The organism is Cytobacillus eiseniae, assembly GCF_017874625.1.
GTDB lineage: Bacteria > Bacillota > Bacilli > Bacillales > Cytobacillaceae > Cytobacillus > Cytobacillus eiseniae.
Genome location: NZ_JAGIKZ010000042.1, coordinates 1 through 12948, shown reverse-complemented (window position 1 = coordinate 12948; position 12948 = coordinate 1). Strand labels below are relative to the sequence as shown.

Genomic DNA, 12948 nt, shown 5'->3' with positions numbered 1-12948 from the left:
GACGTTCTCTTTTGGCCATGTAGATTCTCCTCAAATATGTTATCTGTAGTCTACTTGACCTTAAAAATTCTGTCCAACTAAGTGTAGCCTATCCACGTTCTCTTAAATGAAAACCATCCGATCCTAAATAGATGGGCAGTGTTTAAATAGAAGCAGATAAGGTAATAAAACAGATTAATTTTTAATTATGGCTACTTGTTTATAAGATTATTGTCTTATATAAGAATCCTTTGACAAAAAAAATTCTGATATTCGAATCTTTTGCCTTATCATTTACGTCCTACCTATTGAATAGACTTACTGCAAATAATTTTTTATTTGCATGGACGAAAGAAAATTGTTAGATTAAATGTGGAAATCATCGGTTAGAGGAGCTATTTGTATGATATTAAGAAATATAAAATGGAAGGAATATATTTTCCATCCCTACACACTCATTATGTTTGTTTTGTTCATCAAAATCACAGCTTTTCAAATCATCATTTTTGATAATACATCGTTGCTTCATGTCCTATTCATTGAATTTCCAATGTGGGCCATTATCCTTGCAGGACTTTTACTTCTTTTTAAAAAGAGGAACTGGCTAACTATTTGGCTTTTCAGTCTAGTCATGTCAACACTATTTATTGTCATTCTGTATTACACAAGATATTTTTCGACGGTCCCTTCTTATTATGATGTCAAACAAATATATCAATCCAATTCTGTTGGTGGCACTGTTGCGCTTCTTGGCACACCATATGATTTTTTATTCTTGCTAGACGTTGTGTTGATCCTGCCGCTCATTTGGTATTTCACGGGAACAAAAAAACAAATCACTTTTCAATTAGCAAAAAAATCAGCCATTGCATTTAGCTGCATTGGACTTATCACAACAGCAATTGCCTTCTTCTATCCATTAGTAGACGTTTCTTATTTTGCTAAAAAGCATGGCTATATCCAGTCCCAATTTGTTCAGTTTTATGAGCGGGGTTTCGGTACTGCTTTTGCCAAGGATGAGCAGTTAACAGATGAAGAAATTGCTGAATTAAAAGGAAATGTCTTTGTCCCTCCTAGCGAGCATGAAACATTTGGAATTGCCAAAAATCGCCACGTCTTCACGATTCAAGTAGAGTCATTGCAGGAATTTACGATTAATCAAACGATTAATGGCCAAGAGATTACACCCAATTTAAATAAATTACTGAAAGATAGTGCTTATTTTAATAATGTCTATCAGCAAATTGGGGCTGGAAATACGTCAGATGCCGAATGGCTTATGCATACTTCTCTTTATCCAGAAGGCATGGACCCAACAGTGAATGTCATTGATGAAGGTGACATCCCATCTCTTGTACGTACGTTAGAGCGGAATGGTTATGGGACAGCAACGTATCATGCGGATGATATTACGTACTGGAGCCGTGACAAACTATACCCAGCGCTTGGATTTGATTATGTATATACAAATGAGGAAATTCCGAATGAGAAGGAAATTGGCTTCGGGCCAGCTGACGAAGTATTGTTTCGTTTTGTAGAGGAACAGCTTCCAAATCAATTGAAAGACCATTCGCTCATGTATTCAAATATTATTACAATCACAAGTCACACGCCCTTCGATATGCCGGATGAATATGAATATCTTGATTTGCCTGATTCCTATAAAGATACATATGTAGGAAACTATCTTCAGTCTGTCCGATATACGGATGAGCAAATTGGCGATTTCATTCAATCATTGAAAGAAATGGGCATTTATGATGATTCTATCATTCTCATTTATGGAGATCATTCAGGATTGCATGGTGCGCCTGTAACAGACCATGACTATGAATTATTAAAGGAAATACTCGGCCATGATTACAATTTACATGACCGTTTCGTTGTCCCTGTTCTATTCAATGCGCCAGGTATTTTCAATGGGGAAACCTATTCCCAGCTTGGCGGTCAAATTGACCTCATGCCCACTCTATTGAATTTACTTGGCATGGAGCATGACAGGCAAATGATTGGTCATAATCTTTTTCAATATGAAAAGAACCTACTTGGCATGCGCTACTATATGCCTGGGGGATCGTTTATTAGTAATAACACATTGTACACAGCACCAAGTGCGAAGCTGCCCGCATTATTGTATAATCGAGAAACGATGAAGAAGACGAAGAACACACAAAATATGCAAAAGAATATTGAAAACACTTTGCAAGTCTTACAGTATTCTGATTATATTCGAAAAGAAATGAGTAAGAGGGATTAATCTATTTACGATGAACTACACTAAAGGAAGGCACAAATAAAAATGTGCCTTCTTTTTCTTTTTTCCCTTGAACTTTTTGTAACTATATAACATAATATATATGAGCACATACTCATATATAAAAGGAGGGATGGACTTGAGCCATCATCATGGACATTCACATGGGCATGGACACTCTCACTCCCATGGAAATTCAAATAATAAGAAAGCGTTATTTCTATCATTCATACTGATCGCCACTTTCATGATTGTAGAAGTGATTGGAGGGATTTTAACCAACAGCTTGGCCTTGCTATCAGACGCTGGTCATATGCTTAGTGATGCTGCCGCTTTAGGTTTGAGCTTGTTCGCGATCAAGCTTGGTGAGAGAAAAGCATCCGCTTCCAAAACATTTGGATATAAACGATTTGAAATTATTGCGGCCGCATTAAACGGGATTACGCTTATCGTGATTTCTCTTTATATTTTTTATGAGGCCTATCATCGTTTTTGGAATCCACCTGAAGTACTGAGTGGCGGAATGCTCATCATTTCAACAATTGGATTGCTCGTGAATATCCTTGCAGCTTGGATTTTAATGCGTGGAGACAAGGATGATAACTTAAATGTTCGCAGTGCCTTCCTTCATGTCATTGGTGATATGCTTGGATCAGTAGGGGCAATTATTGCTGCTTTATTAATGATTTTCTTTGGCTGGGGAATTGCTGACCCTATTGCCAGTGTAATCGTTGCCGTTCTTATCATTATTAGTGGTGTACGAGTAACGAAAGAATCTTTCCATATTTTAATGGAAGGAACACCCGCACATCTTGAATTGGAGCAGGTGAAGTCAGCACTTCTGAACATTCCTGCTGTTAGTGACGTTCATGACATGCATATTTGGTCGATCACTTCAGGTATGCCGATGCTAAGCTGCCATATTGCGATGAAAGAAGACGGGATTCATGATACGATTCTTCATCAAGCTCAATCCATTCTTCATGATGATTTCGGTATTGATCATAGTACGATACAGGTTGAAAAGCTTGAGCATGGCTGTCCAAATCATCATGGAAGCTGTAATTAATGATGATTTGCATGCTCAATCGTCTGTTTTAATATGTCCATGACATGCTCATCATCACAGGAATAGAATAACGATGTTCCTTCTCTTCTAAATTTAACTAAGCGTAAATTTTTCAAAAATCGAAGCTGGTGAGAAACTGTTGATTGCAGTAAAGAAAGGTGCTCGGCGATGTCATTTACTGAATGCTCCCCATCAAATAATAAATGCAAAATTCGTATCCTCGTTGGGTCTGATAATGCTTTAAATGTTTGGGAAACGATAAAAAGCGTCTCTTCGTCTAGTTCTTTATGATCCTTTTTCAAATGAATCAACCTCCTTCTTTCATTATAACAAGAGAAAAATCATGGCGTGTTAAAACCCATGATTTTTCTCATTTATTCCCCCACGTAATTCAGATAAATGTCTGTACCTTCGATTACTTCAAGGCTCTTTGGAAGACGTAGATAAAGGACTGACATCCCATCCTGTATAGTGCCTGCTTCTGCTTTTACTTTAGCAAACTGATTAATTGGAAATTCCTTTTTAATCAATGATATTTTAATCTGTCTTTCCATCGGTGGGTGTATCGTCAACGTTTCATTTATAATTTCATATTGAAACGATGCTCCTAATTTATCTGTAAAGTCTATCCCATCGATAAATAAACGTTTGTCCAAGAGATATGCTTCGATTTCTCCATCATCAGTAGTCTTTTTTTCAATATATACAGAAGGGCTAAAGCTGCTCGTGCTCTCAATTTTCAATGAATTATTTTGATAGTTCGTATAGTGTTGTTCACTTACTAAATAATTCGCCTGAAGTTCTTCCAACTTTCCTTCTTGAAGGGCTTCGTATAGGAAATCCTCCGATTGTTCTATTACTTTTTTATTTACTTTTTCCTTGTTGCTTAATTGATCATTTATAAAAAGCCCGCCAACAACACCTGAAAGAAGCAAAACACCTACATAAATAAAAAGTAGCCAATGCGTGATTTTTATCGTGACAAACTTTTTCAGTACGATACTTAGTGTAACGAGCAGTGCTAACACAATTAGCATCAGTATGATCGGTAAAAATGCCAGAATATTCATCGCCTAACCTCCATCCGATTTAAAATAACTATCGATGCTAGGAAGAAGAGAACGCTTGTTAAAAGCGCCTTTACAATAAAAATCAAAAATGATGCTTCAAAAAGAAAAAATTTAAAGAAATCAGTAATGATTGGATCCCTTTGCAGCATGCCATCAAAATAGAGAGAACCGATCAGAAGAATAGGCAGCAACAAGATAAATAGTTTACTGACTTGAACAAGTGCCCCAATAAAATAGCCAATTGCACTTATTCCAAAAATATAAAGGATAGCCGCAACTGCTCCAATAGCTATTTCTCCTACTCCTCCATGTATAAGGTAAAGCGGCTCATCTAACAATAAAGTTATCGCTATTTTCAGCAAGTTACCTGAAAGCATTGCAGTAATTCCACCGAGCATGCTTGCAGTAAATAAGAATAAAATATTTGCCACACTGCTCGTTAGTCGGTTTGTCACAAATGAAAAATCATGATTGCGATAAGGCTTTGTTGTAATTGTAATCGCAGTAACGAAGCTCCATATCATAGTAAACACAATCACTAAATCAGCTGAGTAATATTTAATATCAATGTGAAGATTAGAAGAAAAAGATCCAATGGTAGTGACTCCGCCAAGTGAAAAGAGCAATGCAAGTAATTGAATGCCAATAAGTGAACTGAATGAATCAATATTGGCTTTAAGCTTGAAAAGATACAGTTTTTTAATATTGTTCAGCAAATTAACGGTTGTTAAAGACATCATCAATTCCTCCTTTCGATTCACTTGTTAAGTAAACACATAGGTCACTGACAGGAACTGAGCTTATTTCTAAGCCTGCAAGACTAGCCTTTTGGCGCAACGTTTCATTAAAGTCATTTTTCACGACTGTATACATCGTATCTTTTCCGATCAGATTTTCGTATAGGATTTCCCTGTTTCCTGTCCACTCATTAACGATTTCTGCTCTTCCTTTTAAAGCAATCGCCCATTCCTTGAGCTCCTCCATTGGTAAATGCAGATGTTTCTTTCCATCCTTTATCAGCAGGACATCTTCTAGTAAATCATCAATTTCGTCCAAGTGATGGCTAGATAGAATCATTGTGCGTGGGAAGGCTAGATAGTCCTTAAGCAACGCACGATAGAAATCCTTTCTAACTGCTGCATCCATGCCAGTGGTCGGTTCATCAAATATCGTTAATGGACAGCGAGCTGCTAAGCCGACAATCATATTAAACGTACTCGTCTTCCCTTTCGAAAGTCGGTGATGATAATGCTTTGGATCAAATCCGAAATAATCAAACAAGCGCTTCGCCAATTCCATATCCCAATTCGGGTAGAAACTCTTTGCCACTTCTAATAATTCATATAACTGCAATGCAGGAGGGAAGCTCATTTGGTCATCTACAAAGATCAAGTTTGCGGAGACATTCAAGTTGTTGAAGGGGTACTCAGAAAACACTTTCACCTCTCCAGACGTTTCTTTAATAAAACCAGCAAGAATTTTCAATAATGTCGTTTTCCCTACCCCATTGCGGCCAATTAATCCCGTGATCTTGTTCTCCTCAATCGTAAAAGAAAGCTGATTTAATACATTCTTTCTCAAGTATGTTTTCGTTAGATTATTGCATTCAATCACCTTCATCGCTCACCCTCCTCTATTTGCACAGCTTTAATCATGTCAATTAATTCCCTGTCGCTCATCTGCAAACGATTGGCTTCCAATACAATTTCATGCACCAACCGCTTCAACGTCTGGTTCTTTCGCTTATTTATAATCATTTCTTTCGCATTCGTTGATACAAACATGCCAAGCCCCCGCTTCTTATACAGGATATTTTCATCAACAAGTAAGTTTAGACCTTTAGCGGCTGTTGCCGGATTAATCGTATACATTTCTGCTAACTGGTATTGAGAGTACACCTTTTGGTCACTTTCGAAATGGCCATTCATAATTTCCGTTTCTATCCATTCCGCAATTTGCACATAAATAGGCTTCGTTCCATCTGTATTAAGAATGGTTGCCGCCTCCTTTCCACATAGTGCATTACTGTTGTAATGTAGTATATAATAAATAACTAAATTATTCAAACAAACGATATAAATTAGGTCAATTTGCTGGGGCTTTTTTTGAGTGTTAATCTGCTATAAAGAGCTTAATAATGGGTGAGGTATGGAGGAAAAAGCAAATAAGCGGAGTTTTTCCGGTTAAATGTAGAATGAAGCTTATTTCTCTAAAAAATCCCTCATATTTGAATTTTTCTAGTCAATAGGCGGAGTTTTTCCGCTTATTTAGGTATTTTTTATTCATAATCACGAAATAGGCGGAGTTTTTCCGTCTATTTATCTACTCGGATGATCAACCTGAACTCCCAACTGCTAAGTGCGGATTTTCTTGATCCTAGTTAAGGGCATCAGCAACTTTCCATCTCTTCGCTAGATAATTGATTACACCATTGGCACTGCTTTTGACAATGCTTTTAATAAATATCTATTGCCTACTTGTTGTAACCTAATCTAACCCTATTGCTATTTTTGAAAGTAAATTCTTATTCTAACAATAAAAAGAAGCAAGCGAATTTATATGCTTATTCGCTTGCTGAAACAATTATTCTTTTTATTTTTCCACCTCTTAACTGAGCGCTTACCTTCTTACCCTACTGCTTTTTCCGAGAACTGGCTGTTATAAAGATCTGCGTAGAAACCTTTCGCTGCTAATAGCGTCTCATGTGTGCCTTGTTCAATTACTTTTCCTTGATCCATTACAAGGATTAAATCTGCATCCTTGATCGTTGAGAGACGGTGAGCAATAACAAAACTAGTTCGTCCTTCTAACAATCGCTTCATGGCTTGCTGAATAAAGACTTCTGTTCTTGTGTCCACACTTGAAGTCGCCTCATCCAATATCATAATTGGCGGATCTGCAAGAATTGCTCGTGCGATCGTCAGAAGCTGCCTTTGTCCTTGAGAGATGTTGGATGCCTCTTCATTTAAAATCGTTTCATAGCCATCTGGCAGTGTACGAATGAAATGATCTGCATGGGCCGCTCGTGCTGCAGCAAAAACCGCTTCATCTGTTGCGCCATCTTTTCCATAAGCAATATTTTCTTTAATTGTTCCATTAAATAGCCACGTATCCTGAAGTACCATCCCAAAGCTTTTTCTAAGATCCCTTCTCGACATATTCCTAGTATCAAGACCATCAATCATAATCTTTCCGCCATTGAGTTCGTAAAATCGCATTAAAAGATTAATCATTGTCGTTTTACCTGCCCCAGTTGGCCCGACAATTGCTACGGTCTGCCCAGGCGTCACATGAATGTTCATATCTTTAATCAGCAATTCTTCACTATAGCCAAAGTCCACATGTTCAAAAGTGACAGCTCCTTGGGCACGTGTTAATTGCTCTTCCGTCACTTCACTCTTTTCTTCTTCTTCATCCAGAAGTTCAAATACACGCTCAGCCGCCGCAACAGTTGACTGGATAATATTTGCGATGTTAGCTGTTTGTGTAATAGGCTGTGTAAACTGCTTGGAGTATGTGATAAATGCTTGAATATCACCTATTGTTATCGCTCGCTGTGTAACCAAAATCCCTCCAACAACACTGATAACCACATAGCTTAAATTACCAATAAAAAACATAATCGGCATAATAATACCTGATATGAACTGAGCTTTGCTCCCCGCCTCATATAATTCTTCGTTCACCGCATCAAATTGGGCCACAGCTTTTTTCTCATGTCCAAATACTTTCACAACTTGGTGACCAGTATACATTTCTTCTATATGCCCATTTAATTGTCCAAGCGTTCGCTGCTGATCGGCAAAGTGTTTTTGCGATCTTTTCAAAATCGGCCCAATGGCAAATATAGAAATCGGTAAACTAATAATTGCAATTAATGTAAGAATTGGACTGATTGAAAGCATCATAATGATGATCCCAACGATCGTAACAATCGATGTAATGAACTGTGTCAAGCTTTGCTGAAGTGTACTGCCAATCGTATCAATGTCATTTGTTACACGGCTAAGTGTTTCTCCGTTAGAGCGGCCATCAAAATATTTAAGAGGCAGCTTCTCGAGCTTTACATTTATATCCTCACGAAGATCATACACTGTTTTTTGAGCAACACTTGACATAATATACTGCTGTAAATAGCTAAATAAACTACTAAATACATATAGTCCAGCTAGAATAAGTAGAATCTGGCCAATTTTAGCAAAGTCAATCTCAGCTCCTTGAGTACCTTGGAGCTTTCCATATGCACCTTCAAATAGCTCTGTAATCGCTGTTCCCATAATTTTTGGGCCTACAATCATAAAGACTGTACTCAAAATAGCTGCAATGAAAACAGCAAGCAACTGATACTTACGAGGCTTCAAATAAACCAAAAGTCTCTTCAGTGTACCCTTAAAGTCTTTTGCTTTTTGCCCCATCATCATACTGCTTCCACCTGGACCTTGATCCGTCTGTTGACTCTCTTGAGGTTTTTTCTTCTTACTCATGCGATTTCCTCCTCTGAAAGCTGTGAAAGGGCAATTTCACGGTATACTTCATTCGTCTCTAGTAACTCCTCATGTGTTCCCATACCTGCAATACGGCCATTTTCTAATACAATAATTCGATCAGCATCCACAACCGTACTAACACGCTGGGCAACAATAAGCATGGTTGCATGAGTCGTTTCTTCTTTCAGCGCTTTACGGAGCTTAGCATCTGTCTTGAAATCAAGTGCAGAAAAACTATCATCAAAAATATATAAATCTGGTTTTCGGACAAGGGCTCTTGCAATCGATAATCTTTGCTTTTGTCCACCTGATAAATTAGAGCCGCCTTGTTCAATTTCAGCCTCAAAACCATCTTTCATTTGACTAATAAAATCCTCGGCTTGTGCAATTCGAGCGGCATGCTCCATTTCATCCTGTGTAGCATCTTGTTTGCCAAAGCGAATATTCTCAGCAATCGTCCCCGTAAAGAGCATCGATTTTTGTGGAACGAAACCAATTTTTGAACGAACTTCGCTTTGAGCAGCTTCTTTAATGTCCACACCATTCACTCGAATAACTCCGCTCGATGCTTCATAAAAACGGGGAATCAAATTCACAAGTGTCGATTTTCCTGAGCCTGTTCCTCCGATAATAGCAGTCACTTCACCTTTTTTTGCTTTAAAGCTAATATCGACAAGTGCTGGTTCTTCAGCTCCTGGATAACTAAAGGTCACATGCTCAAATTCTAGCATTCCTTGTTCACGATCTGCCTTAAGTGTTCCTTCATCAAGGAAGGATGGTTTCATATTAAGCACTTCATTAATTCTTTTCGCTGAAACAGCAGCTCTTGGAATCATAACAAACATCATAGATGCCATGACAAGTGCAAACATAATCTGCATGACATATTGGATAAACGCCATTAAGTCACCAATTTGCATGGCTCCATTATCGATGCGAATTCCACCAAACCAAATAATCGCAACGACCGTCAAATTCATCACAAGCATCATGACAGGCATCATGAACGCCATGACTTTATTCACTTTAATCGAGACATCTGTCAGTTCCATATTTGCTTGTGTAAGGCGTACTTTTTCTTCTGGTTCACGATTAAATGCACGTATGACCCGGATTCCTGTTAAATTTTCTCGTAAAACAAGGTTTAAACGATCAAGCCGTTTTTGCACTGTTTGAAAAAGAGGCATCCCTTTATAAAAAATAAGGAGAATCGATCCAATTAATACTGGCATAGTAAAAACCATTACAAGTGATAATTTCGCATCCTTCGAAACAGCCATAATAATCCCACCGACTAACATAATTGGTGCACTAACAACCATACGAAGCATCATGACCACGACTTGCTGAACTTGCGTAATATCATTCGTAGTCCGTGTAATTAACGATGCTGTACCTATTTCATCAAATTCTTGGAGTGAAAATTTTTCAACATGATTAAAGACCTTCCGGCGGATATCCCTTCCTAGCCCCATTGCTGCTTTAGATGAATAATAGCTTGCAACAACAGAGGCAATCGCTCCAAGCGCTGAAACGAGCAGCATCCATCCACCAATTTTCCAAATATAAGGTGTATCTCCTAAAACAACCCCATTATCAACAATGTCCGCCATAAGTGTAGGTAAAAAAAGTTCGGACATCGATTGAATAAAGACAAGTCCCAAAACAGCTGCAATTAGCCATTTATAAACAGATAAATGCCTTAATAATTTTATCAATTCACATTCCCTCCCTAGCTTGGGATTCTAAATAAGTAGAAAGAATCAAATGGGATTCAAGTAAATCTTCATATTGCTTATCTGTGAGCGGCTCCATAGCAGATTGGAATAAATGATGAATGCCGCCATCCTGTAAGTGCATCTTTTTTAAAAAAGCTTCACCCTTTTCTGTAATTGAAAGCTGCATCTCTCTTCGATTGCTCTCCAATTGCTGCCGGTTTAGTAACCCTAAGCGAACGAGGCCATCCACCGCCTGGCTCAATGTACTCTTTGGCAGAAAGGTTTGCTCCCCTACTTGCTTTTGTGTCATCTCCTTTTGGAGAATGATCGTCATCAAAACCGTATATTGCGGAACAGATAAACCATTTTCTACCGCTGTTTTCTGCACGAACCTAACAATATTCTTCTGTATACTCCAAAAGGAGCGCAATAATTGTGTTGAACGAATTAATTTTTCACTTTCATTCACCATTTTAGTTTCACCATTCCTTCATTTTTAAACAGTTCACTTTTGAACAGTTTGAATCAGAAGTATAAATTAACATTTTTTTGTTTATCCTGTCAATTTATTTATCTGAAATAAGACAGTTGAGCATAACTTGCTTCTTATTTTCATAATTTGAAAATTAGGAGGTGAGGATATGAACAGAGTCCCCACAAATTCATCTTCACTGAAGTACCCTGATGATATGCTTTCTATTATTAGAAACGGGCTAAAACGTGGAACAGCGCCAAAGAAAGTCTTAATTGCAGGTGCCGGAATGGCTGGATTAGTAGCAGCCTCTTTATTGAAGCGTGCTGGACATAAGGTCACCATCATAGAAGGAAATACCCGTTTAGGTGGAAGAGTTTTTACTTTAAGACAGCCTTTTACACAAGGGAATTACGTAGATTTAGGAGCTATGAGAATTCCAAATACCCATTTACTCATCTTTGAATATATTCGCCGCTTCAAACTCCGTACAAATAGGTTTATCAATTCTGCTCCAAACGATTTAATTTTTGTTAATAATGTTCGAACTACACGTGAACAGTATGAGCAAAACCCTGATATCCTAGGATTTCCAGTCCATGAGTGGGAAAAAGGAAAAACAGCTACCGAACTATTTTTAACAGCCGTTCGCCCCTTTATAGATCTTTATAATTATAGTACACCCGAACAACAAGAGGAATTATTAAAGGAATATAGCAGGTATTCGATGCAAGACTTCTTAAAATACAATCCACTTGGACCTCCTCTATCTACTAATGCAATTCGAATGATCAGTGTACTGCTTGGTATTGAAGGCTTTGAAGAATTATCCTTCGTTGGTATCTTAACTGATATCATTTTTCCCATTTTTAATGCGGATATTGAGTTTTATGAAATTCGTGGAGGAAATGACAAGATCCCTCTATCATTCCTGCCAGAGCTTCACAGTGATATTTATTATGGTCAAAAGGTAGAAAGAATCATTCAAAGTGATGATAGCATTCTCCTTCAGACGAGAAATCAACTAACCGGAGAATCCCATTCCTTTTCTGGCGATTATGCCGTAACCACTATTCCTTATACCGCCTTTCAGTTTATTGATGTAATTCCTTACGATTCAATCTCCTTTAAAAAGTGGCAAGCAATCCGTTCCCTTCAAAATGTAACTTCTGTTAAAATTGCCATCGAGTTCAAAAGCCCGTTTTGGGAAAGGCTCAAGGTAGGAAATGCCATATCTGATCTTCCGACACGGTTTAGTTATATACCAAGTCATGGGATCGGAAAACATGGACCTAGTATCCTACTCGCTAGCTATAGCTGGGGCCATGATACCATGCTGTGGAATAGCTTGTCTAAGAGAAACATTATTTATTACACACTCAAGGATTTGGCAAAGGTTTATGGGAATATTGTTTATCAAGAGTATTTACAGGGGATTTCCTTTAATTGGAGTAAAAATCCATTCTCTGCAGGGTGCTTTACTTTGTTTACTCCAGGTCAAATTGATGATTTTGGTGATGCCATTCATCAGCCTGAAGGAAGGCTTCACTTTGCTGGTGAACACACTTCCTCCTTTCATGGATGGATTGAGGGAGCGGTTGAATCTGGCATACGTGCAGCATATGAAGTGAATGGGCTAGTATGAAACCGCTTAGAATAGCATAAACTTCTTGTGACAATCCTAATTGCAGCAAATGGAAGATTTCACTTACGGACTTACTAAGTGTTCTCCAACAAGTGAAACCTTACCAACTTTATGCATTTAAATCTTTTATGATAGACTTTTTCTTCGTTCCCTCACACACTTTTGTCCATCAGAACCTTGATGATGGACTTTTTCCACATTCCCTCACACGCTTTTGTCCATCAGATCCTTGATGATGGACTTTTTCCGCGTTC

General features: G+C 38.0%; 11 protein-coding genes. 3 read left to right on the top strand and 8 right to left on the bottom strand.

Annotated elements, in window-relative coordinates; genetic code table 11:
• The first annotated feature begins 382 nt into the window (after nt 1-382).
• Entirely contained in the window at nt 383-2236 is a 1854-nt protein-coding gene (locus tag J2Z40_RS19170; protein WP_066400236.1) for an LTA synthase family protein, read from the top strand.
• Between the two features lie 130 nt (nt 2237-2366).
• Entirely contained in the window at nt 2367-3302 is a 936-nt protein-coding gene (locus J2Z40_RS19165; RefSeq protein WP_066400233.1) for a cation diffusion facilitator family transporter, read from the top strand.
• On the opposite strand, the gene J2Z40_RS19160 is transcribed toward J2Z40_RS19165, so the two are convergent.
• The 8 genes from J2Z40_RS19160 to J2Z40_RS19125 form a co-directional block, all read right to left on the bottom strand.
• On the bottom strand, nt 3299-3604 hold the full coding sequence (locus tag J2Z40_RS19160; protein WP_066400231.1) for an ArsR/SmtB family transcription factor: 306 nt from the start codon (nt 3602-3604) through the stop codon (nt 3299-3301). The genes J2Z40_RS19165 and J2Z40_RS19160 overlap by 4 nt on opposite strands.
• A 72-nt stretch (nt 3605-3676) precedes the next feature.
• The gene (locus J2Z40_RS19155) at nt 3677-4372 is read right to left on the bottom strand and encodes a hypothetical protein (RefSeq protein ID WP_066400229.1); all 696 of its coding nucleotides are present in this window, start codon (nt 4370-4372) and stop codon (nt 3677-3679) included.
• Nucleotides 4369-5112, bottom strand: coding sequence for a hypothetical protein (locus tag J2Z40_RS19150; protein WP_157087895.1), 744 nt, complete (start codon nt 5110-5112; stop codon nt 4369-4371). The genes J2Z40_RS19155 and J2Z40_RS19150 overlap by 4 nt, the downstream gene beginning before the upstream one ends.
• Nucleotides 5090-5992: an ATP-binding cassette domain-containing protein gene (locus J2Z40_RS19145; protein WP_066400225.1), complete on the bottom strand. Its 903-nt coding sequence runs from the start codon at nt 5990-5992 to the stop codon at nt 5090-5092. Before J2Z40_RS19145 ends, J2Z40_RS19150 begins: the two co-directional genes overlap by 23 nt.
• The gene (locus tag J2Z40_RS19140; RefSeq protein ID WP_066400803.1) at nt 5989-6366 is read right to left on the bottom strand and encodes a GntR family transcriptional regulator; all 378 of its coding nucleotides are present in this window, start codon (nt 6364-6366) and stop codon (nt 5989-5991) included. Before J2Z40_RS19140 ends, J2Z40_RS19145 begins: the two co-directional genes overlap by 4 nt.
• Nucleotides 6367-6999: 633 nt before the next feature.
• Nucleotides 7000-8856, bottom strand: coding sequence for an ABC transporter ATP-binding protein (locus tag J2Z40_RS19135; protein WP_066400222.1), 1857 nt, complete (start codon nt 8854-8856; stop codon nt 7000-7002).
• Nucleotides 8853-10577, bottom strand: coding sequence for an ABC transporter ATP-binding protein (locus tag J2Z40_RS19130; RefSeq protein ID WP_066400219.1), 1725 nt, complete (start codon nt 10575-10577; stop codon nt 8853-8855). Before J2Z40_RS19130 ends, J2Z40_RS19135 begins: the two co-directional genes overlap by 4 nt.
• A 1-nt stretch (nt 10578) precedes the next feature.
• Complete coding sequence (locus J2Z40_RS19125) at nt 10579-11049, bottom strand: MarR family winged helix-turn-helix transcriptional regulator (RefSeq protein WP_066400217.1); 471 nt, start codon at nt 11047-11049, stop codon at nt 10579-10581.
• A 169-nt stretch (nt 11050-11218) separates the two neighbouring features.
• Here J2Z40_RS19125 and J2Z40_RS19120 point away from each other — a divergent pair, with 169 nt between their 5' ends.
• On the top strand, nt 11219-12694 hold the full coding sequence (locus J2Z40_RS19120) for a flavin monoamine oxidase family protein (RefSeq protein WP_066400215.1): 1476 nt from the start codon (nt 11219-11221) through the stop codon (nt 12692-12694).
• Nucleotides 12695-12948 lie beyond the last annotated feature (254 nt).